This window comes from Xanthomonas bonasiae (genome assembly GCF_014836395.1).
Classification (GTDB): domain Bacteria; phylum Pseudomonadota; class Gammaproteobacteria; order Xanthomonadales; family Xanthomonadaceae; genus Xanthomonas_A; species Xanthomonas_A bonasiae.
In genome coordinates this window covers 227870-252621 of the sequence record NZ_JACSQX010000002.1, presented here as the reverse complement: position 1 = coordinate 252621, position 24752 = coordinate 227870, and the positions used below count along the sequence as shown (strand labels likewise).

The following is a 24752-nucleotide window of genomic DNA, read 5'->3' as shown; positions in this document are numbered from 1 at the left end:
CCGGAAAAGGGATGCGGGTCAGGCGGCGTGGGCCAGGGTAGGCACGGCCGGCTTCGGGAAAGGTGAGGGCGGTGCGGTCAGCGGTGCGGCGCCGAACCAGTGCAGGGGGCTCGCCAGCGCGGCCACCTCGCCGAGGATCAGCAACGCCGGCGAGCGCACCTGGTGCGCGCGGGCGGTGTCGGGCAGGTCGGCCAGGGTGCCGACCACCACCCGTTGCTGCGGGCGCGAGCCGTTTTCCACCAGCGCGAACGGCGTGTCGGCGGCGCGGCCGGCGCGCAGCAGGCGTTCGCGCACCGTGTCCAGTCCGGCCACGCCCATGTACACCGCCAGGGTCTGCCGTTCCTGCGCCAGCGCGGCCCAGTCCAGCGTGTCGAACGATTCCTTGCAGTGCGCGGTGGCCAGGCGCAGCGATTGCGCGTGCTCGCGATGGGTCAGTGGGATGCCGGCGTAGGCCGCGCAGGCCAGTGCCGCGGTGATGCCCGGCACCACCGCGTAGGGCACGCCGTGCGCGCGCAGGTATTCCAGTTCCTCGCCGCCGCGGCCGAACACGAACGGATCGCCGCCCTTCAGCCGCACCACGCGGCGCCCGTGTCGCGCGTGCTCCAGCATCAGCGCGTGGATCTGCTCCTGGCGCACGCTGTGGCCGCTGGCCGACTTGCCGACTTCGATCCGTTCGGCGGTGCCAGGCAGCAGTTCCAGGATCGCGGCGCTGACCAGGCGGTCGTGCAGGACCACGTCGGCGCTGCGCAGCGCGCGCAGCGCGTTGAGCGTCAGCAGGCCGGGATCGCCGGGGCCGGCGCCGACCAGGGTCACCGTGCCGGGACGGAGCGCGTGCGCCTGCGCCTGCGCCGCAGCGGCGGATGCGCCGATGCCGTCGCCGGCGGCGTCCGCCGACGCTGTGGCTGCGGCCGGATCGGCTGTGCCGATCGCGTCCTGCGCCAGCACCCGTTGCGCGGCGGCCGCCTGCAGCGCCTGCCGGTTCAGCACGGGGTCGTCGCTGGCGGCGACCAGGTACCACACCGCGTCCAGCCAGGCGCCATCGAAGCGGCCGTGCAGCCACTGGATGCGCCCGGCATCGGCCCAGGCCTGCAATGCCTGCGTCAGTGCCGGCGCGCCAAGCCGCGGCAGCGCGCCGGCCGCGAGCAGCGCCTGCACCTGCCGCTCGGCGGCTGTGCCGCCGCCGACCACCAGTACGGGCCGCTCGCGCAGGTCCGGATACAACGCAATCGGGGCAGGGCTCACGGCGGTCGCAACGCAGGAAGGAGGTGGGAAGAGTGACCGTAGCGCCGGCTTATAGCCTCCGGAAATGACTTCATGCCTCTACCAGATAGCTTTCGGTTATAAGGTGAGTGGCCCATTTCCACTACAGTCGTGGCTGCTCCCGCCAGGCGGCGCCTCGCCCTCGCTCCGATGACGCTGACCCAACTCCGCTACCTCGTCGCCATCGCCGATGCCGATCTCAACATCACCCTGGCCGCGGCGCGCGTGCACGCCACCCAGCCGGGGCTGTCCAAGCAGCTCAAGCAGCTGGAGGACGAACTCGGTTTCCTGCTGTTCGTGCGCAAGGGCCGCAGCCTGGAGACGGTGACCCCGGCCGGCCGCGAGGTGATCGAGCGCGCCCGTGCGGTGCTGGCCGAGGCCAACAACATCCGCACCTACGCCGCCAACCAGCGCCGCGAGAGCCAGGGCCAGCTGACCCTGACCACCACCCACACCCAGGCGCGCTTCGTGCTGCCGCCGGCGGTGGCGCAGATCAAGCAGGCGTATCCGCAGGTCAGCGTGCACCTGCAGCAGGCCGCCGAGAGTGCGGCGCTGGACCTGCTCAGCCAGGGCGATGCCGACATCGCCATCGTCAGCACCGCCGGCAGCGAGCCGGGCGCCGGCATCGCGGTGCCGCTGTACCGCTGGCGGCGGCTGGTGCTGGTGCCGCGTGGGCATGCGCTGGACGTGCCCAAGCGGGTGCCGGACATGGCCGCGCTGGCGGTGCAGCCGCTGATCAGCTACGAATCCTCGACCCGCTCCGGCTCTTCGTTGCAGCGCGCCTTCGCCCGGCTCGGGCTGGAGCCGAGCATCGCCCTGACCGCGCTCGACGCCGATCTGATCAAGACCTACGTGCGCGCCGGGCTCGGCGTCGGCCTGCTCGCGGAAATGGCGGTGCATGCCGGCGACACCGACCTGCGCGCCTGGCCGGCGCCGCCGGAGATCCCCGAGTGCATCGCCTGGGCGGTGCTGCCGCGCGACCGCGTGCTGCGCGACTACGCGCTGGAACTGGTGCATGTGCTGGCGCCGCAGATCGACACCCGCGACCTGCGCCGGGTCATGGAAGGCAACCAGGAACCGGACTGGCCGACCCCGCCGACCTGGGAAGAGCTGACCCAGACCATCACCAGCTGAGCGGCGCCGCTGCGGCGTCTTCGCCGCGCCTGGCGCTTGCCGCTCCGGTCGGGCGATATCCGCAGCGGCGCTCGCCGGTGGCGCCGCGCACACGGCGCGCTCGTCGCTGCGCGCCGATGCCGCGCCGTTCGGGCATGCCATTGCCATCCTTGCGCGCGGCCGCTACGGTGCGCGCTCTTTTATCCGAAACAAGGATGTCCATGCACCCCGTCCTCCAGCAGAACCTGTTCTTCGTCAAGGAGCAGGTCGGCATGTTCAAGGCCGCCAACAACTACGACGTGTTCGATCCGCAGAGCAACCAGAAGGTGCTCGAATGCCGCGAGCCGAACCTGGGCCTGTTCACCAAGATCTTCCGTTTCAGCGACTACAAGCGCATGACCCCGTTCCATGTGGAGGTGCGCACCCCGAACGGGCAGAAGGTGCTGACGGTCAAGCGCGGTTTCTCGCTGTTCCTGTCCAAGGTCGAGGTGCTGGACGAACACGATCGCCTAGTCGGTTCCTTCAGCCAGAAGTTCTTCTCCATCGGCGGCAAGTTCGACGTGCTCGATGCGCGCGAGAAGCTGGTGTGCACGCTGCGCGGCAAATGGACCAGTTGGGATTTCCGCTTCGTGCAGGGCGAGCGCGAACTGGCGCGGGTGTCCAAGAAGTGGGCCGGGCTGGGCAAGGAGCTGTTCACCTCGGCCGACAACTACATGCTCGCGATCGAGAATGCGGTGCCGAGCGAGGACGACGTGCGCATCCTGATCATGGCCGCGGTGCTGTGCATCGACATGGTGCTGAAGGAATAACCCGCAGTGCCGCGCGCCACGGTGCGCGCGGTGCGGTGGCGCTCAGGCGTTGGTCGCGCTCGCCAGCGGCAGCGTGACCGAGAAGCGGCTGCCCTGGCCCGGGCGGCTGCGCACCTCGACACTGCAGCCCAGCGTCTCGGCGGTGCGGCGCACGATCCACAGTCCCAGGCCGAGTCCTTCGCTGCGCGGATCGGCCTGGCGGAACGCCTGGAACAGGGTGCGCAGGCTGTCGCCGTCCATGCCGATGCCGCTGTCGATGATCTCCACCACCACGTGATCGCGCCGGCGCCGGCAGCCGATCAGCACCGAGCCGTGCTCGGTGTACTTGACCGCGTTGCCGAGCAGGTTGCCGAGCAACGTGGCCAGCAGCGTGGCGTGGCTGCGCACGCGCAGGTTGGTCGGCACGTAGCGCAGCCGCAGTCCCTTGGCCGCGGCCTGCGGCCGCCAGGTGTCCAGGATCGGGCCGAGCAGCTCGCCCAGGGCCACCTCGCCTTGCACCGGCAGGCTGTGCTCACCGCCGGCGACCGCGCTGGTGGCGAGATCGTCCAGGCCGGCGGCGACCTGGTTCAGCGCCTTGCGCGCCTCGTCCAGCGGCACGCTGCCGACCGCATCGAGTTGGCGCTGGACCTTGGCCAACGCATAGGACGCCGTGCGCAGCGGCGTCTTCAGGTCGTGGCCGGCGATGGCCAGCAGGCGGCTGCGGTAATGGTTGGATTCCTGCGCCAGCGCCAGTGCCTTGCGCAGTTCCAGCTGCGCCATCGCCTGCCGCGCCAGCGCGCGCAGCGCTTCGATCTGTTCGTAGGTCAGCTGCCGCGCGCGCCGGTCGAGCACGCAGACGGTGCCCAGCGGCAGGCCGTCGGAGGTCTTCAGCAAGGCGCCGGCGTAGAAATGCAGGCGTTCTGCGCCGGTGACCAGCGGATTGGAGGCGAAGCGCGGATCCTCGCGCGTATCCGGCACCAGCAGCAGGTCGTCCTCGAGCAATGCGTGCGCGCACAGCGAGGTCGCCAGCGGGGTTTCCCGGGTGCCCAGGCCGATCTCGCTCTTGAACCACTGCCGCTCGCTGTCGATCAGGTTGACCACCGCGATCGGGGTCTGGCAGATCATCGCCGCCAGGCGGGTGATGTCGTCGAAGGCCGGCTCGCGCGGCGTGTCCAGGATCGCGTAGCTATGCAACGCGTCCAGGCGCAGCGTTTCGTTGCCGGGCTTGGCGGCGCAATAGACCGGGCCGGCAGCGGGTGCGACGGAAGACATGCGAACGGCTCGGCGACGGTGAGTCGCTCAGTCTATGGTACCGATCACACATTTTGACGACGCGGTCTTCACGTCGACGCAACGACCGCCGGCGGTGCCGCGCCCGATGCCGCGGCCAGGGAATCGGTGCCCGGCCGGCGTTCGCTGTAGCGGTCGACCAGGTACGGCGCCAGGTCGCGGGTGAGCAGGGTGAACTTGAGCAGTTCCTCCATCACGTCCACCAGCCGGTCGTAATAGGGCGAGGGAAGCATCCGTCCGGGGGTGTCGAATTCCTGCCAGGCCTTAGCCACCGACGACTGGTTGGGGATGGTTAGCAGGCGCATCCAGCGGCCGAGCACGCGCATCTGGTTGAGCGCATTGAACGACTGCGAGCCGCCGGACACCTGCAGCAGCGCCAGGGTCTTGCCCTGGGTGGGGCGCAGCGCGCCCTGGCTGAGCGGGATCCAGTCGATCTGCGCCTTGAGCACGCCGCTCATCGCGCCGTGCCGTTCCGGCGAGGACCAGACCATGCCTTCGCTCCACAGGGTCAGCTCGCGCAGTTCCTGCACTTTCGCATCGCTGTCGGGGGCGGCGTCGGGCAGCGGCAGGCCGCGCGGATCGAACAGGCGCGTTTCCGCGCCCATCGCCTGCAGCAGCCGCGCCGCTTCCAGCGCCAGCAGCTTGCTGTAGGAGCGCTCGCGCAACGAGCCGTACAGCAGCAGGATGCGCGGCGGATGCGTGGCGCGGGCGGCGCTCGGCGCCAGCGGATCCGGGCGCACGAACGCGGCCGGGTCCAGGTTCGGCAGCTCGGACAGGTCAACCGACACGGCGGCCGTCCGCGTCGATCAGGGGTTCGCCGTCTTCCTTGGCGAAGGCGCCGCGCTGCGGCGAGGGCAGGATCTCCAGCACCGTTTCCGACGGCCGGCACAGGCGCGTGCCCAGTGCGGTGACCACGATCGGCCGGTTGATCAGGATCGGGTGCTGCAGCATCGCGTCGAGCAATGCGTCGTCGCTCAGCGCCGGGTCGTCCAGGCCCAGTTCGGCGTAGGGCGTGCCCTTCTGCCGGATCGCCTCGCGCAGCGGGATGCCCAGTGCCGCGATCAGCGCCTGCAGGGTGGCGCGGTCCGGCGGGGTCATCAGGTATTCGACCACGGTCGGTTCCACGCCGCTGTTGCGGATCAGTCCGAGGACATTGCGCGAGGTGCCGCAGGCGGGGTTGTGGTAGATCGTGATGGCGCTCATCGGGAGACTCGGTGCGATAGGGAGGAGGGCGCTGCGCTATGGCACGCGCGCGGCGGCGGGCGCTGCAGCGTCGGGGGAACAGCTGCCATTGCCGCAGCAGTTTTCGGTCAGGAAGCCGATCAGCGCGTACATGCGCGCGTAGTCGGCGCGCAGCCGGATCACCCGGCCCTGGCGTTCGTCGGCGATCAGGCCGGCCCCGCGCAGCACATGCAGGTGCGCGGTCAGCGTGGCCGCGGCCAGGCCCAATGCGGCGCGTAATTCGCCCACCGCCATGCCGTCCGGCCCGGCCTGGACCAGCGCACGGTAGGCGGCCAGGCGGTGCCCGTGGGCGAGCGCGCGCAGGGCGGAAACGGTGCTGTCGGTGTCCATCAATTCGATAATTCCAGAAATTACGAAATGAAGCAAGCGCGTGGCCCCGTTCCACAAACGACGACGGGCGCATCGCTGCGCCCGCCGGGTGGAGCCGTTGTGCGGCGCTCAGGTCGGCATGTCCTCGATCTGCAGGTACACCATGGTCTGGTTGAGCAACTGGTAGGCCACTTCGCCGAAGGTCACCGGTCCGATCAGTTCGCCGGTGCGCTTGCCCTCCAGTTCCGAGTACAGGAAGTTGAGGATGCAGTTGCAGCTGAACTCGGGGCTGCTCACGGTCTGTGGCAATTGCCGCGAGAATTCCTCGACGTAGTTGGCCACCGGTGCGGCGATGCGGTACTCCACGCCGCGGAACACCGGCGCGTAGAGCGTGACCTTGCGCGCGTCCTGGTCGATCGACTGGATGCTGGCGTTGATCTTCTCGCCGTTGTAGTCGGCGACCAGCGGCAGCCGCACGTCGATCTGGTTGGCGGTGAGGTATTCGGCGAAGTCGCGCGGCTCGCCGTTGACCAGCGCCTGGCCGACGTCGAAGCCGTCCTGGGCGAAGGTGATCACGTCGCCATCGCCCTGCTCGAAGCAGTTGACGATCCCGACCGAGACCATCTTGTCCTCCGGCAGCGTCGCGTGCAGCGCCACGCAGCCTTCGCTGTAGGATTTGCCGCTGGTGCCGTCGTAGATGCGCGGCGCCAGCTTGCCCAGGTCCGCCAGGTCCACGCCGGACACCCAGCCGACGATGTTCTTCATGAACAGCCCGGGGTAGTCGGGCGAATCCTGCGCATAGCGCACGTGCGCCTGGCTGGTCGCCGGCAGGATGATCACGCTGAAGCCGTGATCGGGCGAGTCGCTGGCGATGGACGGCAGTTCGCCCACGTCGTACCAGCGCACGCTCGAGCCGCTGACGCAAGGACCCTGCTCGCTGACGAAGATCAGTTCGCGGCTGTGGGTGCCGCCTTGCTTGTCCATGAAATAGGGGATGGTGCCGCCAATCCAGTTGCCCTTGGGCAGGCTGTCGAGCAGGGCCTGGTCGCCGGCCAGGTACAGCGTGGCGCCGGATTGGATCTTCTGCGCCGCTTGTTCGCGTGTCATCAGCATGTCGCTTCTCCTCAGAAGTGGGCCTGCAGCTCGGCCTTGTAGAGATTTTCGTATTTGCTGAAGAACGCGTGCGCCTCGTCGATGCAGGCCTGTACGGTCTGCGGCGACGCATCGCTTTTCAACTTGCGCGCGCACTGGCTCAGCATCATGTTCCCGGCGAATACCTTGAACTGCAGCTTGGTATCGCCGCGGAGCAGCGGAACCCACTTGGGATGGCTTTTGCTCGGAATCATCTTCGTCCCTCCACGGATGAAGTCTTCGAATGGCCGACGCACAGGCGTGGCTTCGGTGCAGGTATCGACACGGCCCGACAGGGCTTGAGCACCGCGCCACGCTGTAAGCGATTCCTGTCGCCGAAGTGGGGGCTGGGTCACTGCCGCGGCCGGATCGGCGCGCCGTGTGCGGTCGCCCGGCGGCATGCACACCGCGCGTCCCGCCTTGCCGCACATGCGTCAAGCTGTCGCAGGGCCTTCCGCGAGCCGGGCAACAGGCCCTAGACTGCGGCGGTGATCCGTCGCCGCCAGCCAACGTCGCTTTGGGGAGCGCTCGCCCTGCTGGCGATCGCGCTGATGCTGGCTGCGCCGTTGCTGAGCCGTTGGCAGCAGGCGCGGTCCGGCGACTGGGCCGCTGCCGCGGCGGAGGCGCTGTGCACCAGCCGCGGCCTGCAATCGGTGCTTGCGTTGCCTGCGGCGTCGTCGCCTGCCCACGCCGGCGTCCATGACGACGGCGGCATGGCGCACGAGCAGGCGTGCGATTACTGCCTGCTGGCCGCGCGCCTGCTGCCCTTGCTGGCGTTGCTGTTGCTGGTGTTGCCGTGGTTGCGCCAGCGCGCGCCGCTGGCCGCGCCGCGCGCGCCGGTGGTGGACACGGGCATCTGGCGCGCTCACGCCGCACGCGGGCCTCCGCTGTACTCCTGAAACACGAACGGCTGTTCTTTCGTGCCGTGGCGTCGCCGCGGCGCGTCTTCGTGCTGATGGAGCCATCGATGATCCGTTTCTTTTCCGTGCCGCGTCTGGCGGCGTACGGCTGCGCCTGTTTCGCGGCCAGCGTCTCCCTGCCGACGCATGCCGGCGACGGCGGCGTGCAACCGCCCGTCGGCGATTCCGCCTTGACCCTGGGCAAGGTCCAGGTCCGGGCCGATCCGCTGTCCTTGCCGACCGCGCGCAGCGTTCTCAGTTCCGTGGACATCCTCGGCGGCGACCTGCTGCAGGACCAGCATGTGGACTACAGCTGGGAGCTGCTGATGCGCGCGCCCGGGGTGCAGGTCACTCAGTTCAAGATGGGCACCGACGCCGGCCGTTTCTCGTTCCGCGGCTTCAACGGCGAAGGCCGGGTCAACGCGGTCAAGCTGCTGATCGACGGCGTTCCCAGCAACGACAACGCCGGCGGCATGCCGTACCTGGATGCGGTGTTTCCGCTGGACATCGCCGCGATCGAGATCGTGCGCGGCACCAACGATCCGCGCTACGGCTTGAACGCCATCGCCGGCAGCGTCGATGTGCTGACCCGCAGCGGCGGCAACGACGGCCGCGCCAGCGTCACCGCCGGCAGCTTCGGCACGCGCGAGGTGCAGGCCAGCCAGGGCATCGAACGCGGCGGCTGGAGTCAGAACTATTTCGCTGCCTGGCGCGACAGCGATGGCTACCGCGACCATGCCGACGCGCGCAAGCGTGCCTTCGCCGGCAAGTGGTTCTACACCGCGCCGGACGCGGCCTGGCGGGCCGGGCTCAGTGCGCGCTACTACCGCAACGAAGCGCTGGAAGCAGGCTATCTGGATTACGCCAGCGCACAACGCGCACCGCGCAGTTCGCCCGACTATGCGCGCGACGACCGCAGCGAACGCCAGACCGGGCAGGTGAGCCTGCACCTGGATGCGCAATTGGCCGATGCCGTGCAGGGCAGCGCCACGCTGTACTGGAATCGCTACCAAAACCAGCGCTGGGTGCGCTTCACCGCCGCCGGCGCGCAGCAGGAGCGCGATACCGACGAGACCCAGCGCGGTTTCCTGGCCAAGGCCAGCTGGCGTCCCGAAGTGGACTGGGTGACGTCGTTCGCGCTGGAAGGCGGCGTCGACGGGCAATGGCAGGACAACACCTCGCAACGCTATCGCACGGTGGCGCGGGTGCGCACCGCGCCGCTGCGCGACTGGGATTTCGATCTGGACACGCGCGGGGTCTATGTGCAGGCGGTGATCCGCCCGTTCGCGCGTTTGCAACTGGTGCCGGCCTACCGCGTGGATTGGGTCGACGGCAGCTTCCGCGACCGGCTCGGCGGCGCGCGCTACCCGGCCTACGCCTACGGCGCGATCAAGCAGCCCAAGCTCAGCGCGGTGTTCGCGCTGACCGCGCAGACCAGCGCCTATGCCAACCTGGGCCGCACCTTCCAGATCGGCAGCGGCAACGGCGCCTACCGCAGCCAGCCCGGCAACCTGGCTCCGTCGTACAACGACGGCTGGGAAGCCGGCCTGAAGTTCGCCGACGCCAAGCGGCTGGATGCGCGCATCGCCTATTGGGAGCAGCGCGCGTCCGACGAGGTGGCGACCATCCTCGGCGTCGATGGCACGGTCGGCACCGGCGAGGTCGGCAACGTCGGCAAGACCTTGCGTCGCGGTTGGGATGCGCAGCTGACCCTGCGTCCTGACGAGCGCTGGACGCTGTGGCTGGCGTATTCGCGGCAGCGCGCGCTGATCGTCACGCCCGATCCGAGCGCGCCGGCCACGCGTGGCAAGGAGATCGAGAACGTGCCGCACTACCTGGCCACCGCCGGCATCGACTGGCAGGCCACGCCGCGGCTGAAGCTGTCGGCCTGGGGCAATGCGCAAGGCGACTACTACCTGGAACGCAGCAATACGCTGGGCCGCTACGGCGGCTACGCGCTGGCCAATGTCGGCGCGACGTGGGCATGGCGCGCGCAGCGCGAGCTGTCGCTGCAGCTGAAGAACCTGACCGATCGCCACTACGTCTACGCCTGGTACGACAGCGGCTCGTCCGGCTACTCGCCGGGCGACGGCCGCGCGTTGTACGCCAGCCTCAGTTGGGGATGGTGATGGCGATGCCGAACCCGACGGCAGCGCCGCCGGCGCGCTTCTACCGCGCCGTGTGGCGCTGGCATTTCTACGCCGGCCTGCTGGTGCTGCCATTGCTGGCGTGGCTGGCGCTGACCGGTGCCGCCTTCGTCTACCAGCAGCCGATCGATGGCTACTTCCACCGTGCGCTGAAGACGGTGCAGGTGCCGGCGCAGGCACGGGCCGTCGCGCCGCAGCGCCTGCTCGCAGTGGCGCTGGCGGCGCAGCCTGGGCAGGCATTGCGCTACACCACGCCGCTGCGGCGCGATGCGTCGGCGGAAGTGACCGTGGGGACCGCCGATGGCCGCCGCGTGGTGGTGTACGTGGATCCGTATCGATCGCGCGTGCTGGGCAGCTTGCCCGAGCACGGCACGGTGGCGTGGACGATCCGGCGCCTGCACAGTCTCGCGCTGGTCGGGCCGTGGGCCAGCGCACTGATCGAAGTGGCCGCGGGCTGGGCGATCCTGCTGGTGCTGACTGGCGTCTACCTGTGGTGGCCGCGCGGCCGCCGCGGCGGCGTCACGACGGTGCGCGGACGGCCGCCGCAACGCGTGTTCTGGCGCGATACGCATGCGCTGACCGGCAGCGTGGTCGGCGCGATGCTGCTGTTCCTGGCGCTGACCGGGATGCCGTGGTCATGGTTCTGGGGCGCGCAGGTCAACCGTCTCGCCAATGGCCACCACTATGGCTATCCGGCTGGCCTGCGCGTGGACGTGCCGATGTCCACGCAACGCCTGAGCGACGCAGAGGTGCCGGCCTGGTCGCTGCGCCAGGCGCGGTTGCCGCAGTCGCAGCTGCCGCAGACTGCAGCGATGCCGATGCCGATGCCGATGCCGATGCCCGCGGCGGCGAATGCGGATGCTGCTTCGGCATCGAACGCGGCGGACAACGGCAACGATGCGCATGCGGAGCATGCCGCGCATGGCGGCATGGCGATGAACGCCATGGAGGCGATGGCGCCGGCACCCGGCGCGATCGGCCTGGACGCGGCGGTGGCGCGGTTCCAGGCGCGGGGTATCGCTGCCGGCTACAGCGTGGCGCTGCCGCGCGGCGTGCGCGGTGTCTACACCGCGTCGGTGTATCCGCCGGATCTTGCGCAGCAGCGGGTGATCCACCTCGACCAGTACAGCGGCAAGGTGCTGCTGGACATGCGCTACGCCGATTACGGGCCCATGGCGAAGGCCTTGGAATGGGGCATCAACGTGCACCTGGGGCAGCAATACGGCACGTTCAATCAGCTGCTGCTGATCGTCTCGTGCATCGGCATCCTGCTGTTGTGCGTCAGCGCCGCGCTGATGTGGTGGAAGCGGCGCCCGGCCGGCGGATTGGGCGTGCCGCCGCTGCCGGCGGACCGGCGCACCTTGCGCGGCGTGCTCGTGCTGCTGGCGATCGGCGGCGTGCTGTTCCCGCTGGTCGGGGTGTCGCTGTTGCTGATGCTGGCGCTGGATTGGTGGTGGGTGCTGCGGCGGGAGTGACGCGGTGCTGTTTGGCGCATGGGGTTCGCAGCCAATTCGCTGGGTGTACTGCGTGAGGACGTCGGTCCCGATGGCATCAGCATCAGAATCCGCAAGGTTCCTCGTTCTGCTCGTCGCGACTGAAGTCGCTCCCACAAGGGGCTCGCGGTCGGCTCACCGGGTGCCCTGTGGGAGGGGCTTCAGTCCCGGCTGTATCCGAAGCCGGAAGGTTCACCGCTTCGTTCGTCGCGGCTGAAGCCGCTCCTACAGGAGCTGCGCGAGGTGTCTGCTGGGTGCGCTGTAGGAGGGACTTCCGTCCCGGCTGTATCCGAAGCCGTAAGGTTCACCGCTTCGTTTGTCGCGGCTGAAGCCGCTCCTACAGGGGCTGCGCGAGGTGTCTGCTGGGTGCGCTGTAGGAGGGACTTCAGTCCCGACCGTATCCGAAGCTGGAAGGTTCATCGCTGCGTTCGTCGCGACCGAAGTCGCTTCCACAGAAAAGGCGGGCGCGGGCTCGCAGAGGGCCTGCGACAAGCTCGCCTCAGATGTCCTCGTGGATGCCGCACTCGCGCTTGAGGCCGAAGAAGCGGGTGTCTTCCTCGCGCATGCCCGGTTCCCAGCGGCGGGTGGTGTGGAAGTCGCCGATCGACACGTAGCCTTCTTCCCACAGCGGATGGTACGGCAGGCCGTGCTGCTGCATGTACTGCCACAGGTCGCGGTCGCTCCAGTCGGCGATCGGGTTGATCTTGTAGCGCTCGCCGCGCTTCTGCACGAACGGGGTCTGCGCGCGGCTGTCGGACTGGCTGCGGCGCAGGCCGGTGAACCAGGTGCCGACCTTCAGTTCGTCCAGCGCGCGGCGCATCGGCTCGACCTTGCGCAGGTTGTTGTACTGCTCGATGCCGACCATGCCCTGTTCCCACAGGCGGCCATGGCGCGCTTCCATCCAGGCGCGACTGACCAGCGGCCGGTACACCTTGAGGTTGAGCTTGAGCTTGTCGGTGAGCGCGTCGGCGAAGCGGTAGGTTTCGGCGAACAGGTAGCCGGTATCGATCAGGATCACCGGGATGTCCGGCAACTGCTGGGTCAGCAGGTGCAGCGTCGCCGCCGACTGCGCGCCGAAGCTCGACGACAGCGCGGCCTCGGCCGGGCCGTGTTCGAGCGCCCAGGCCACGCGCTGCACGGCGGTCATCGGCGCCAGCAACGCGTTGACCGCGTCGAGGTCCCATGCCGTGGCCGGCGCGTTGGCGGAATCGTGGTGGGCGGAGGCGGGCAGGGCGCTCATGCGTGCAGTTCCGAAGGAATGAGATGGCGGTGGGTGGGGTAGGCAGGCAGCGCGACCAGGCCGCTGCGGTGCAGGAAATCGCCGAAGCCCTCGTCGGCGTCGCGTTCGTTGGCGTAACGCGCGAACAGCGGATCCAGCGCGTCGAGGATTTCCGGCTCGCCGATGTTTTCGCGGTACAGCGTGTTCAGGCGCTGGCCGCGGTGATCGGCGCCGAGCATCAGGTTGTAGCGGCCGGGGGCCTTGCCGACCAGCGCGATCTCGGCCAGATACGGCCGCGAGCAACCGTTCGGGCAACCGGAGATGCGCAGCAGGATCGGCGCCTCGCGCAGCCCGTGCCGGTCCAGCAACGGCTCCAGCTTGCCGGCGAAGTCGGGCAGGTAGCGCTCGGCCTCGGCCATCGCCAGGCCGCAGGTCGGCAGCGCCACGCAGGCCATCGCCGCGCGCGCGAGCGCGGTACGCGCCTGGTTGCCGGCGTCCAGCGCGTGCGCGCGCACCAGGGTGTCGATCGCCTCGCGCTGCGCGGCCGGAATGCCGGCGATGACCAGGTTCTGGTTGGAGGTCATGCGGAAATGCGCGCCATCGCCGTCGCGCTGCAGCAGTTCGGCGATCTCGCGCAGGCCGCTGAGATGGCGCGCGCCGCCGTCATGGTCGGCGATGCGCCCGGCCGGCAGCGACAGGGTCAGGTGCGCACGGCCATCCTCGCCTTCGCTCCAGCCGTAGCGGTCGCCGTTGTGCTCGAACGCGAACGCGCGGGTCGGCTGCAGCGCGATGCCGGCGCGGCGCTGGATCTCGGCGACGACCACATCCAGGCCGTGGTCGTCGATGGTGTACTTGAAGCGCGCGCGCTTGCGCACGGTGCGGTTGCCGAGATCGCGCTGGGTGGTGACCACGGCGGTGGCGACATCGAGCAGCTGGTCGCGCGCGATGAAGCCGATCACGTTGGCCACGCGCGGATAGGTCTCGGCGTCGCCATGGGTGGCGCCCATGCCGCCGCCGATGCTGACGTTGTAGCCGGCCAGTTCGCCGTCCGCGCCGAGCACGCCGATGAAGCCCAGGTCGTTGGCGAACACGTCCACGTCGTTGATCGGCGGCAGCGCGAAGCCGATCTTGAACTTGCGCGGCAGGTAGGTGTCGCCGTAGATCGGCTCCTGTTCCTGGCCGCTGCCGACGATCTGCTCTTCGTCCAGCCAGATCTCGTAGTAGGCGCGGGTATTGGGCAGCAGGTGTTCGGACACGCGCGCCGCATCGGCGTACAGCGTGGCGTGCGCGCGCGAGGCCAGCGGGTTGGCGGCGACCTGCACGTTGCGGTTGACGTCGCCGCAGGCGGCCAGGGTATCGATCAGCGCGGCGTTGATCGCCTGCATCGTCGCCTTCAGCTCGCGCTTGATCACCCCATGGAACTGGAACGCCTGGCGCGTGGTGACGCGCAGCGAGTGGTTGCCGTAGGTGGTGGCGATGGCGTCGAGCTTGCGCCACTGCTCCGGGGTGATCACCCCGCCCGGCGTGCGCGTGCGGATCATGAACTGGTAGGCCGGTTCGAGCTTCTGCCGGCGCCGCTCGTCGCGCAGGTCGCGATCGTCCTGCTGGTAGCTGCCGTGGTACTTGATCAGCGTCTGATCGTCCTCGCGCAGCGCCCCGGTGACCGGATCGGCCAGGCTCTGCAGCAGCGACCCGCGCAGGCGGCGGCTTTCGGCTTTGATGTCTTCGACGGAGTGGCTCATGGCAGCAGGGATTCGTGATTTGGGATTCGGAATTGGCAAAGCGGACCGACGGGTGAACACAGCAAAAGATCGCAACACTCCAGAAATGCGCTCTTGCGAATCCCCAATCCCGACTCCCCAATCCCAGCCTCAATACACATCGCGCGCATACCGCCCCTCCCGCTGCAGCGCCGTGAGATAGGCTGCTGCATCCTCGGCGCTACGCGCGCCGTGCTCGATCACGATCTGCTGCAGCGTGGCGTGGACGTCCTTGCCCATGCCGATCGCGCCGCACACGTACAGGTGCGCGCCGTTCTGCAGCCAGTCGTAGACGTCGCGGCCGTGTTCGCGCAGGCGCTGCTGCACGTACACCTTGTCCGGCACGTTGCCGTCGCGCAGCGGCTGCACGTCGCGCGAGAACGCCAGGTCCAGGCGCTGCAGTTCGCCGCTGCGCAGCGCCTGCTGCCACTCGGCCTGGTACAGGAAGTCCTGGTTGAAGTGGCGGGCGCCGAAGAACAGCCAGTTGCGGCCGCCGGCGCCGCTCTCGGCGCGTTCCTGCACGAAGCCGCGGAACGGCGCCACGCCGGTGCCGGGACCGATCATCAGGATGTCGCGGCTGGCGTCGGCCGGCACCCGGAAACGTTCGTTGGGTTCGATGTAGACCGGGGCGCTGTCGCCTTCGGCCAGGGCGGCCAGAAAGCCGCTGGCCGCGCCGCCATGGGCGTGGCCGTGCGCCTGGTAGGCCAGCACGTCGACGGCAAGGTGGACTTCATCGCCGACCCGCTTGCGGCTGGAGGCGATCGAATACAGGCGCGGGGCCAGGGGCCGCAGCGCCTCAAGCAGTGCGCTGTGGTCCCAATCCGCCGGCCAGCGTCGCAGCACGTCGATCACCTGGTGATCGGCCAGCAACGCCGCCAGACCGGCGGTCTGGGTAGGGTCGAGCAACTGCTCCAGCGCCGGGGCGGCTGAGCGGCGGGCGACCGCGGCCAGGAACGGCCGCGAGGCCCGGGTCAGTTCGCGATGCGCGGCGAGCCACTCGTGCAGGGGAAGAGTCTGCGCATCGACGGTGACGTCGGCATGACCGTCGAGTCGCGTCGCCGTCAAAATGGCCTCGACCAGCGCCGGCGGATTGCGGTGGCGGATGCCCAGCGCGTCGCCGGGTTCGTAGTGCAGGCCGCTGCCGGCCAGCGACAGTTCCAGGTGGCGCACGTCCTTGTCGGCCTGGCCATGCGCGGCATAGCGCGGACCCTTGAAATCGCGGCCGCTGATGCGCTGGTTGGCCAGCACCTCGGCGGCGAACGGGCGCTCGTGGTTCCACGCCGCCGCGGCGCTGCTGCGCAGCGGGGTCACCGTCGCCGACGGCGCGGCCGCGCTCTTCAGCAGCTCGCGCGCCTGCGTCAGCGCCTGCGCGCGCCACGGGGTCGCCACGGTGTCGATGTCCAGGTCGGCCTCGCCCAGTGGCAGCAGCCGCTGCGCGCCGAGTTCGGCCAGGCGCGCATCGATGCGCTTGCCGATGCCGCAGAAGTCGGCGTAGCTGGAATCGCCCAGGCCGAGCACCGCGTACTTCAGTTCCGGCAGCTTGGGCGCGCGGCGGCCCTGCAGGAATTCGACCAGGCCGATCGCGTCGTCCGGCGGATCGCCTTCGCCCTGGGTGCTGATGACCACGTACAGCAGGCGCTCGCTGGCCAGTTCGCGGGTCGGGTAGGCGTCGGCGCGCAGCAGGCGGACCGTCAGCCCGGCGGCCTCGGCGTCGGCCGCCAGTTGCTCGGCGGCGCGGCGGGCGTTGCCGGTCTGGCTGCCGTAGACAATGCTCAGCCGCTGCGCGGCCTGGCTGGTCGCGGCGCCGCCCGGCAACACCGCCAGCGAGGGCGGCGCATGGCCCTGGCCCTGGGCCAGGCCGGCGGCATAGCCGGACAGCCACCACAGGCTGGCCGCATCCAGCCCCTCCACCGTCCGCGCCAGCAGCGCCTTGCGCTCGTCGGGCAAGGGGCTGGGCGGCAACGCGGGCGAGGCGGCGGTCATGACCGGTCCGGGTGGGAAGAAGGGATGACCGATGTTAGGGATTCGTTGCGCGGGGCAGAAAGGAGCAGGGGTTATCGGCTTATGCCCCCCGCTTATTTCAGTGCCTGCCAGACCCATCACACACTGCCGGCCCCGGTCGCCCCAGGCGCCGCGGCCGCTGCTACCCTCTGTACGTACCCCTTCCCAACGAGCCTTGCGTTGTCCCCGATGCGTTCTTCCGCCCTGTCCCACCTCGACCGGCTCGAGGCCGAAAGCATCCACATCTTGCGCGAGGTGGCCGCCGAGTTCCGCAATCCGGTGCTGCTGTATTCGGTCGGCAAGGACAGCTCGGTGCTGCTGCACCTGCTGCTGAAGGCGTTCGCGCCGGCGCCGCCGCCGATCCCGTTGCTGCACGTGGACACGCGCTGGAAGTTCCGCGAGATGATCGCGTTCCGCGACCGCCGCGCCGCCGAAACCGGGGTGGACCTGCGCGTGCACATCAATCCCGACGGCATCGCCCAAGACATCGGCCCGTTCACGCACGGCGCGACCGTGCATACCGACGTGATGAAGACCCAGGGCCTGAAGCAGGCGCTGGACCAGGGCCGGTTCGACGCGGCGATCGGCGGCGCGCGCCGCGACGAGGAGAAGGCGCGGGCCAAGGAGCGGGTGTTCTCGTTTCGCAACGACAAGCATCGCTGGGACCCGAAGAACCAGCGCCCGGAGCTGTGGAATCTGTACAACGCCCGCGTCCATGCCGGCGAGAGCGTGCGCGTGTTCCCGCTGTCCAACTGGACCGAGCTGGATATCTGGCTGTACATCTACCGCGAAGCGATTCCGGTGGTGCCGCTGTATTTCGCCGCCGAACGCCCGGTGGTGGAGCGCGACGGCGCGCTGATCCTGGTGGACGACGCGCGGCTGCCGCTGCGCGACGGCGAAGTGCCGCAGCGGCGACAGGTGCGGTTCCGCACCCTGGGCTGCTACCCGCTGACCGGCGCGGTCGAGTCGCAGGCCGACACGCTGGAAAAGATCATCGCCGAGATGCTGCTGACCACCACCTCGGAGCGGCAGGGGCGGGTGATCGATCAGGATCCGGGCGCGTCGATGGAGAAGAAGAAGTTGGAAGGGTATTTCTGATGAGCCGGGATTCGGGATTCGGGATTGGGGATTCGGAAAGGCAGTCTTCCGCCGTGGACGCAGGAAGGGGTGGGGACGCTGTTGCGAATCCCGAATCCCGAATCCCGAATCCCGGCGGCGACGCGGTCGCCGCCTACCTGCAGCAGCACGAACACAAGCCGCTGCTGCGCTTCATCACCTGCGGCAGCGTCGACGACGGCAAGAGCACGCTGATCGGGCGCCTGCTGTACGACAGCAAGCGCCTGTTCGACGACCAGCTCGCCGCGCTCAGCGCCGACAGCAAGCGCCACGGCACCCGCGGCGGCGAGATCGACTACGCGCTGCTGCTCGACGGCCTGGCCGCCGAGCGCGAGCAGGGCATCACCATCGATGTGGCCTACCGCTACTTCGATACCGACAAGCGCAAGTTCATCGTCGCCGATTGCCCCGGCCACGAGCAGTACACCCGCAACATGGCCACCGGCGCCTCCACCGCCGACGTGGCGGTGGTGCTGGTCGATGCGCGCAAGGGCCTGCTGACCCAGACCCGCCGCCACAGCTACATCGTCTCGCTGCTCGGCATCCGCCACGTGGTGCTGGCGGTCAACAAGATGGACCTGGTCGATTTCGACCAGGCCACCTTCGATGCGATCGTCGCCAGTTACCGCGCGCTGGCCGCGCAACTGGGCATCGCGCAGGTGCACTGCATCCCGCTGTCGGCGCTCGACGGCGACAACCTGTCGCAGCGGTCCGCGCGCACGCCCTGGTATGGCGGCCCGGCCTTGCTCGAATACCTGGAAGGCCTGGACCTGGCCGCGCGCGACGCCGACAGCGGCCTGCGCCTGCCGGTGCAATGGGTCAACCGTCCGAACCAGCAGTTCCGCGGTTTCGCCGGCACGCTCGCGGCCGGCCAGGTGCGGCCGGGCGACGCGGTGGTGGTGCTGCCGTCGGCGCGCCGCTCCACCGTCGCACGGGTGCTCGACGGCGCTGGCGACGTGGACCGGGCCGTGGCCGGGCAGGCGGTGACGCTGACCCTGGCCGACGAGATCGACATCAGCCGCGGCGACGTGATCGCCGCCGCCGACGACCCGCCGGAGGTGGCCGACCAGTTCGCCGCGCACGTGCTGTGGATGGACGATGCCGCACTGCTGCCGGGGCGCCCGTACTGGCTGAAGATCGGCACACGCACGGTGTCGGCCAGCGTCAGCGAGATCAAGCACCGCATCGACGTGAACACCCAGGAGCGGCTGGCGGCCAAGCGCCTGGAATTGAACGAGGTCGGCTACTGCAACCTGTCGCTGGACGAGTCGATCGTCTTCGAGCCGTACGCGCGCAACCGCGCGCTCGGCGGCTTCATCCTGATCGACCGGCAGAGCAATGCCACCGTCGCCGCCGGGACGCTGGATTTCGCGCTGCGCCGCGCCGGCAACGTGCACTGGCAGCACCTGGACGTGGACCGCGCCGCACGCGCGCGGATCAAGGGCCAGTCGCCGAAGGTGCTGTGGTTCACCGGCCTGTCCGGCGCCGGCAAGTCCACCGTCGCCAACCTGGTCGACAAGCGCCTGCATGCGCTCGGCTATCACACCTTCATCCTCGACGGCGACAACGTGCGGCACGGGCTGAACCGCGACCTGGGCTTCACCGACGAGGACCGGGTGGAGAACATCCGCCGCGTCGCCGAGGTGGCGCGCCTGATGGCCGACGCCGGGCTGATCGTGCTGGTCAGCTTCATCTCGCCGTTCCGTGCCGAGCGGCGCATGGCGCGCGAGCGCTTCGCCGCGGGCGAATTCGTCGAGGTCTTCGTCGACGTGCCGCTGCACGTGGCCGAGGCGCGCGACGTGAAGGGGCTGTACGCCAAGGCCCGCGCCGGGCAGATCCCCAACTTCACCGGCATCGATTCGCCGTACGAGGCGCCGGAGCAGCCGGAGCTGCACCTGCGCGCGGACGGCGACAACGCCGAGGCGCTGGCGGCGCAGGTGCTGGGGTGGCTGGACGCGCACGACTGAGCGCGGACGCCGCCGCCGGCGGCGCGCGGGAGTTGCCGGCGGCCGCGCCGGTGCGCATCCTATGCATGCAGGGAGGCGGTGTGGATCCAGGGACACCCCGGGGCCGGATCCTTGCTGCAACGTTCAGGGGGAACGCGTGGATCCGAAGATGCAGGCCTTGCTGGCCAGGACCAATGTCACCGAGCTGGTCGCGCCGGCGGCGGTGGAACAGGTGACTCACCAGCCGGTGCGGCCCGAGCCGCCGCCAGCGCAGCGGCCCCTGTATTCCACGGCCGATCCGTTCCAATACCACCTGGCCACGACCGAAATCGTCGGCAAGCTGCAGGAGCGCACGACGAGGCCGGCAGTGCGGGCGTTCGGCTGGCTGGTGTTCGGGGTGCCGATGGCGCTGTTCGGGCTGATGCTGTTGCAGCTGGTCTGGTACGACGCCGCGCTGCATGCATGGAAGATCCCGCACACCGTCGGCGGCGCGCTGCGCACGCTGTTCGGGACCGCTTCTGCGCTGGCATTCGTCGCGGCGTACCCGTATTTCACCCGCCGCCGCGGTGCCGCCGCCGGCTGAGGCATGCGGCGCGCATGCGCCGGCGCGTCGCTGTCGCTGCGGCTAGCAAGGCGGGGTGCGCCGGCTGGCGTGCGGCCCGGTGCGGTGGCGTCGCTGGTCGCCGCCGGCTGGCGTCAGTGCGCGCCGGGTTGCGCCTGGGTCAGCCGCTGCGGCGCGCGTCGCGGCGCTTGCAGCACCTGCACGAACTGCGCGGCGATCACCGCGCCGGCGAAGTGGCGCTGCACGAACTGGCGGCCGGCCTGGCCCATGCGCTGGCGGCGCTGCGCATCGCACATGCGCAGGATCGCGTCGCGCCAGGCGTTCACGTCGCCCGGCGGCAACAGCTCGCCGCTGACGTCGGCATCCAGCGTCTCGGCCACGCCGCCGACGCGGCTGGCGAGCACCGGCACTTCGCTGGCCTGCGCTTCCACCGAGACCCGGCCGAAGGTTTCCGGCGCCAGCGACGGAAACGCCAGCATCGACATCGCGTTGTAGTAGGGCGTGGCGTCGTTGACCCAGCCGACGAAGCGGTGCCGGGCGGACGTGGCCTGGCCGCCGGCATGCGCGTGCAGGCGCGCCGCATCGGGGCCGTCGCCCAGCCACAGGCAGTGCAGCGCCGGTTCGATCGCCATCGCCGCAGACGCCGCCTCCAGCAGCGGAAAGATGCCCTTGCCATGCTGCAGGCGGCCGCTGTAGCCGATCACGATCGCGTCCTCGGGCAGCCCGAGCAGGGCGCGCATCTCGCGGCCGCGCCGCGGATCCGGGCGCAGGTTGTCCATGTTCACCGGGTTGTACAGCACCTGCACCAGCGCCTCCGGCACGCCGCGGTCCAGGTAGGCCTGTCGCGCATAGCGCGACACCGCGAAGAAGCGCGAGGCCAGGCGCGGGATCGCGTAGCCGGAGAAGGCGCGCATCGCCGGCGCGCGGTGCCGGAACAGCGCCACGCGGATGCCGAGCGCGCGGCCGACCAGCAGCAACGGCCAGTATTCCTTGCCGAAATTGCCGACAAGCCAGTCCGGTTGCAGGCCCCGCGCCAGACGCAGCAGCGGCGCGTAGCCGGCCGGATCCAGCGCGTTGCGGAAGTGGCCGAAATGCACGCTCACCCCGCTGCGTTGCAACTCCTCGGCGATCAGCCCGCCTGCGCAGGCGATCACCTCGACGCGATGGCCGGCACCGGCCAGCGCCTGCGCCAGCGCCACGAAGTGCGTGGCCGCGCCGGTGTTCTCGGGATTGGTGCCGACGAACAGGAATTTCATGCGCGCCGATCCTCGTAACCGGTCAGCGCGCGCAGCGCGAACTGCGGCAGAACGTGGTGCCGCGCCACCTGGATGCGCGGATAGCGCCAGGGATCGGACCCGGGCACGGCCCGGCCGCGCCGGGTGGTGGTCGCGGCGACATAGCCGGCCTCGCGCACCGTCGCGGCGACGCGCGCGTCCACGTCGCCGTACGGATAGCAGAACTGGGTCACCGGCTCGCCGAGCAGATCCTCCAGCGCGCGCTTGCAGCCGCCGATTTCCTCGCGCAGCTCGGCATCGCTGCACGCGGTCAGATGCGGATGCGAACGGGTGTGCGCGCCGATCTCCATGCCGCCGGCGCGCCACTGGCGCAGCTCGGCCAGGCTCATCAGCGGCTTTTCGATGCCGAGTTTCTGTGCGTCCCAGGTGTTGTGGCGGCCGATGCTGCCGCTGACCGCGTACACCGTGGCGCTGAAGCCCAGGCGTTGCAGTACCGGCAGCGCCGCATGCAGGTTGTCGAGGTAGCCGTCGTCCAGGGTCACCACCGCGACCCGGCCGTGGCGTTCGCCACGCAGGTAGGGCATGGCGTCGGACATGGACACGCCGCGGTAGCCCAGCCGCTGCAGCAGGCGCATCTGCCGCGCGAAACGCGCCGGCGCGACGTACAGGCTGCGGTACACCTGCAGCTGCCGCGGCGCCTGCGCGATGTTGTGGTACATGAAGATCGGAATACGTGCCGCAGCGGGGGAGGTCGCGGAATGCATCGGGACGGCTCGGTAACGATCGCGGAGGAGGGGGGGCGCTGCATTAGCGCGCGCAAACCTTTCGCCGGCCTGTCGTGCGTGCCGGCACCGCGCCGGCGCGCGGCAAGACGCACCGCGGCGGCACGTCGTTGCGCCCGCTTGTCGTTGCGCTGCACTGCGCGGCGCGCGCATGCCGTGCAGCGACCGGCGATGCGGCAACTGCGCGCAATCGCCGGTTATGCTCGGCTGCCGACCTGCAGGAGCGCCGCCGATGCCCGATGACCCCAGCGCCACGGCGTGGCGCGACCTGCGCCTTGGCATCGACGGGATGCAACTGCGCCGTTGGCGCGGCGACGACCTCGACGCGCTGCTGCGCCATGCCGACGATGCGCAGGTGGTGCGCGGCCTCAGCGAGCGTTTTCCGCATCCCTACACCCGTGCCGACGGCGAGGCGTTCCTGAGCGGGCGCGTGGTGGATCTGGCGCACCCGGTGCTGGCGATCGAGATCGACGGCGAGGCCTGCGGCAGCATCGGCTTGCGTCCTGGCCGCGGCGAGCGCGCGCATGTCGCCGAACTGGGCTATTGGCTGGGGCGCCGCTACTGGGGCCAGGGACGGATGACGCGGATCGTCGCCACCTATCTGGACTGGGCGATTCCCGCGCTCGGGCTGCTGCGCATCGAGACCAGCGTGCTGGACAGCAACCCAGCCTCGGCGCGGGTGCTGGAGAAGAACGGCTTCGTCCGCGAAGGCATCCGCCTCGGCGCGCTGCGCAAGCACGGACGCCTGCACGATCTGCATCTGTTCGGCCGCTTGTACGGGCCAGAGTGAGACCTGCGTTTCGCAGTCAGCGCCGATTCATGCACAATCGAGGCAGTCCCGTTCGCGGGGCGTCCTTCTTGCGCTTCGGGGAACTGCGTGGAATCGATCATCACTGCATTGAATGGCTTGATCTGGAGCAAGGCGCTGATCTTCATGTGCCTGGCGGCCGGCCTGTACTTCACCATCCGTACCCGCTTCATGCAGGTGCGCGGCTTCGTCGAGATGCTGCGGCTGACCATCGGCGGGCAGAAATCCGATGCCGGCGTGTCCTCGTTCCAGGCGCTGGCGATGTCGATGGCCGGGCGCATCGGCATCGGCAACATCGCCGGCGTGGCCACCGCCATCGCCTTCGGCGGGCCGGGCGCGATCTTCTGGATGTGGGTGATGGGCTTCTTCGGCGCCTCCACCTCGTACATCGAATCGACCCTGGCGCAGATCTACAAGGTCAAGGACGCCGACGGGCGCTACCGCGGCGGCCCGGCGTACTACATCGAAAAGGCGATGGGGCTGAAGTGGTACGCGCTGCTGTTCGCGTTCGCCACCATCGTCGCCACCGGTTTCCTGATGCCCGGCGTGCAGGCCAATGCGATCGCCGACAGCGTGGTCAACGCCTGCCGCGGCGGCCCGCTGTGCGGCCCGCTCGACGGACTGTGGATGGGGTTGCCGGCGGTGCAGGCGCTGAAGCTGGGGATCGGCGCGACCGTGGCGCTGTTGCTGGCGGTGATCATCTTCGGCGGGGTCAAGCGCATCGCCAACTTCGCCGAGATCGTGGTGCCGTTCATGGCGCTGGGCTACATCCTGATGGCGGTGGTGGTGATGGTGCTCAACGCCGAGCGGGTGCCGGAGATGTTCTCGATCATCTTCCGCAGCGCGTTCGGCGCGCATGCCGCGTTCGGCGCACTGCTGGGCCTGGCGGTGGAGTGGGGGGTCAAGCGCGGCATCTACGCCAACGAGGCCGGGCAGGGCACCGGCCCGCACGCCGCGGCCGCCGCCGAGGTCTCGCATCCGGCCAAGCAGGGCTACGTGCAGGCCTTCGCGATCTATTTCGACACGATGATGGTGTGCACCGCGACCGCGTTCCTGATCCTGGCCACCGGCAAGTACAACGTGTATGCGCCGGACGGCGGCGAGCACCTGTTCGCCGGCCTGCGCGGGGTGCAGGAAGGCCCGGGCTACGCGCAGGCCGCGGTGGACGCGATCCTGCCCGGCTGGGGCGCCGGCTTCGTGGCGCTGGCGCTGTTCTTCTTCGCCTTCACCACGATCATGGCCTATTACTACATGGCCGAGACCAACCTCAGCTACATCAACGGCAACCGCCGCCGTCCGCTCAGCGTGCTGGTGCTGCGGCTGGGTATCCTCGGCATGGTGGTGTTCGGCGCGTTCCACGACGCCAAGCTGGCGTGGTCGCTGGGCGACATCGGCGTGGGCCTGATGGCCTGGCTCAACATCATCGCCATCCTGATCCTGCAGAAGCCGGCGCTGCTGGCGCTGCGCGACTACGAGCGGCAGAAGAAGGCCGGCCTGGACCCGGTGTTCGATCCGCTGCCGCTGGGTATCAAGAACGCCGATCTGTGGCGCGAGCGCCTGTTGCCGCCGGCGCCGCGCGGCGAATGATCGCCGCGCGGTGGTGCATGCCGCGATGACACGCTGCCGGCCTGTGGCCGGCAGCGGTGTCGTG

General features: G+C 69.7%; 23 protein-coding genes. 10 read left to right on the top strand and 13 right to left on the bottom strand.

Annotated elements, in window-relative coordinates:
* Positions 1-18: 18 nt before the first annotated feature.
* A complete protein-coding gene (gene cobA, locus H9658_RS03885) occupies positions 19-1242 on the bottom strand; it encodes a uroporphyrinogen-III C-methyltransferase (RefSeq protein ID WP_191824413.1) in 1224 nt (407 codons plus the stop codon).
* 168 nt (positions 1243-1410) lie between these two features.
* Here cobA and H9658_RS03880 point away from each other — a divergent pair, with 168 nt between their 5' ends.
* Positions 1411-2394, top strand: coding sequence for a LysR family transcriptional regulator (locus H9658_RS03880; protein WP_179566748.1), 984 nt, complete (start codon positions 1411-1413; stop codon positions 2392-2394).
* Here H9658_RS03880 and H9658_RS03875 read toward each other — a convergent pair.
* Complete coding sequence (locus H9658_RS03875; RefSeq protein WP_191824412.1) at positions 2384-2596, bottom strand: hypothetical protein; 213 nt, start codon at positions 2594-2596, stop codon at positions 2384-2386. The genes H9658_RS03880 and H9658_RS03875 overlap by 11 nt on opposite strands.
* Between H9658_RS03875 and H9658_RS03870 the strand changes: the two genes are divergently transcribed.
* The gene (locus H9658_RS03870; RefSeq protein WP_179566746.1) at positions 2595-3182 is read left to right on the top strand and encodes a phospholipid scramblase-related protein; all 588 of its coding nucleotides are present in this window, start codon (positions 2595-2597) and stop codon (positions 3180-3182) included. The genes H9658_RS03875 and H9658_RS03870 overlap by 2 nt on opposite strands.
* 42 nt (positions 3183-3224) lie before the next feature.
* On the opposite strand, the gene H9658_RS03865 is transcribed toward H9658_RS03870, so the two are convergent.
* The 6 genes from H9658_RS03865 to H9658_RS22855 all read right to left on the bottom strand — a co-directional run bounded on the left by H9658_RS03865 (position 3225) and on the right by H9658_RS22855 (position 7534).
* On the bottom strand, positions 3225-4433 hold the full coding sequence (locus tag H9658_RS03865) for a sensor histidine kinase (protein WP_191824411.1): 1209 nt from the start codon (positions 4431-4433) through the stop codon (positions 3225-3227).
* Positions 4434-4501: 68 nt separating this feature from the next.
* Positions 4502-5239 (bottom strand): arsenical resistance protein ArsH, encoded by a 738-nt coding sequence (gene arsH / locus H9658_RS03860; protein ID WP_318241172.1) that lies wholly within the window; start codon positions 5237-5239, stop codon positions 4502-4504.
* On the bottom strand, positions 5229-5654 hold the full coding sequence (gene arsC, locus H9658_RS03855; RefSeq protein WP_191824410.1) for an arsenate reductase (glutaredoxin): 426 nt from the start codon (positions 5652-5654) through the stop codon (positions 5229-5231). Before arsC ends, arsH begins: the two co-directional genes overlap by 11 nt.
* Before the next feature lie 36 nt (positions 5655-5690).
* Positions 5691-6023, bottom strand: coding sequence for an ArsR/SmtB family transcription factor (locus tag H9658_RS03850; RefSeq protein ID WP_191824409.1), 333 nt, complete (start codon positions 6021-6023; stop codon positions 5691-5693).
* A 108-nt stretch (positions 6024-6131) separates the two neighbouring features.
* Positions 6132-7115: a DUF6976 family protein gene (locus tag H9658_RS03845; protein ID WP_191824408.1), complete on the bottom strand. Its 984-nt coding sequence runs from the start codon at positions 7113-7115 to the stop codon at positions 6132-6134.
* An 11-nt stretch (positions 7116-7126) separates the two neighbouring features.
* Positions 7127-7534, bottom strand: a complete 408-nt coding sequence (locus H9658_RS22855) for a hypothetical protein (protein WP_225209725.1) — start codon at positions 7532-7534, stop codon at positions 7127-7129.
* Between the two features lie 87 nt (positions 7535-7621).
* Between H9658_RS22855 and H9658_RS03835 the strand changes: the two genes are divergently transcribed.
* The 3 genes from H9658_RS03835 (at position 7622) to H9658_RS03825 (ending at position 11654) form a co-directional block, all read left to right on the top strand.
* Positions 7622-8032, top strand: a complete 411-nt coding sequence (locus H9658_RS03835; RefSeq protein ID WP_318241171.1) for a DUF2946 family protein — start codon at positions 7622-7624, stop codon at positions 8030-8032.
* Positions 8033-8100: 68 nt separating this feature from the next.
* Positions 8101-10161, top strand: a complete 2061-nt coding sequence (locus H9658_RS03830; RefSeq protein ID WP_225209724.1) for a TonB-dependent receptor — start codon at positions 8101-8103, stop codon at positions 10159-10161.
* Positions 10161-11654 carry a PepSY-associated TM helix domain-containing protein gene (locus tag H9658_RS03825; protein WP_191824407.1) on the top strand — a complete coding sequence of 498 codons (1494 nt, stop codon included), beginning with the start codon at positions 10161-10163 and terminating at the stop codon, positions 11652-11654. Before H9658_RS03830 ends, H9658_RS03825 begins: the two co-directional genes overlap by 1 nt.
* Positions 11655-12171: 517 nt before the next feature.
* Here the strand turns inward: H9658_RS03825 and H9658_RS03820 are convergent.
* The 3 genes from H9658_RS03820 to H9658_RS03810 all read right to left on the bottom strand — a co-directional run bounded on the left by H9658_RS03820 (position 12172) and on the right by H9658_RS03810 (position 16634).
* Entirely contained in the window at positions 12172-12912 is a 741-nt protein-coding gene (locus H9658_RS03820; protein WP_184414758.1) for a phosphoadenylyl-sulfate reductase, read from the bottom strand.
* Positions 12909-14633, bottom strand: a complete 1725-nt coding sequence (gene cysI / locus H9658_RS03815) for an assimilatory sulfite reductase (NADPH) hemoprotein subunit (RefSeq protein ID WP_191824406.1) — start codon at positions 14631-14633, stop codon at positions 12909-12911. The genes H9658_RS03820 and cysI overlap by 4 nt, the downstream gene beginning before the upstream one ends.
* A gap of 129 nt (positions 14634-14762) precedes the next feature.
* Positions 14763-16634, bottom strand: a complete 1872-nt coding sequence (locus H9658_RS03810; protein ID WP_191824405.1) for an assimilatory sulfite reductase (NADPH) flavoprotein subunit — start codon at positions 16632-16634, stop codon at positions 14763-14765.
* An 81-nt stretch (positions 16635-16715) separates the two neighbouring features.
* Between H9658_RS03810 and cysD the strand changes: the two genes are divergently transcribed.
* The 3 genes from cysD (at position 16716) to H9658_RS03795 (ending at position 20297) form a co-directional block, all read left to right on the top strand.
* On the top strand, positions 16716-17750 hold the full coding sequence (gene cysD, locus H9658_RS03805) for a sulfate adenylyltransferase subunit CysD (RefSeq protein WP_369915822.1): 1035 nt from the start codon (positions 16716-16718) through the stop codon (positions 17748-17750).
* Positions 17750-19735, top strand: coding sequence for a sulfate adenylyltransferase subunit CysN (gene cysN / locus H9658_RS03800; protein WP_191824404.1), 1986 nt, complete (start codon positions 17750-17752; stop codon positions 19733-19735). Before cysD ends, cysN begins: the two co-directional genes overlap by 1 nt.
* A gap of 136 nt (positions 19736-19871) precedes the next feature.
* Positions 19872-20297 (top strand): hypothetical protein, encoded by a 426-nt coding sequence (locus tag H9658_RS03795; protein WP_318241170.1) that lies wholly within the window; start codon positions 19872-19874, stop codon positions 20295-20297.
* A gap of 113 nt (positions 20298-20410) precedes the next feature.
* Here the strand turns inward: H9658_RS03795 and H9658_RS03790 are convergent, their stop codons facing one another.
* Both H9658_RS03790 and H9658_RS03785 read right to left on the bottom strand, forming a co-directional pair.
* Positions 20411-21532 (bottom strand): glycosyltransferase family 4 protein, encoded by a 1122-nt coding sequence (locus tag H9658_RS03790; RefSeq protein WP_191824403.1) that lies wholly within the window; start codon positions 21530-21532, stop codon positions 20411-20413.
* Positions 21529-22275 (bottom strand): polysaccharide deacetylase family protein, encoded by a 747-nt coding sequence (locus tag H9658_RS03785; protein WP_191824402.1) that lies wholly within the window; start codon positions 22273-22275, stop codon positions 21529-21531. The genes H9658_RS03790 and H9658_RS03785 overlap by 4 nt, the downstream gene beginning before the upstream one ends.
* A gap of 250 nt (positions 22276-22525) precedes the next feature.
* Between H9658_RS03785 and H9658_RS03780 the strand changes: the two genes are divergently transcribed.
* Both H9658_RS03780 and H9658_RS03775 read left to right on the top strand, forming a co-directional pair.
* Positions 22526-23083: a GNAT family N-acetyltransferase gene (locus tag H9658_RS03780; protein WP_191824401.1), complete on the top strand. Its 558-nt coding sequence runs from the start codon at positions 22526-22528 to the stop codon at positions 23081-23083.
* Between the two features lie 87 nt (positions 23084-23170).
* A complete protein-coding gene (locus tag H9658_RS03775; protein WP_179566709.1) occupies positions 23171-24688 on the top strand; it encodes an alanine/glycine:cation symporter family protein in 1518 nt (505 codons plus the stop codon).
* Positions 24689-24752 lie beyond the last annotated feature (64 nt).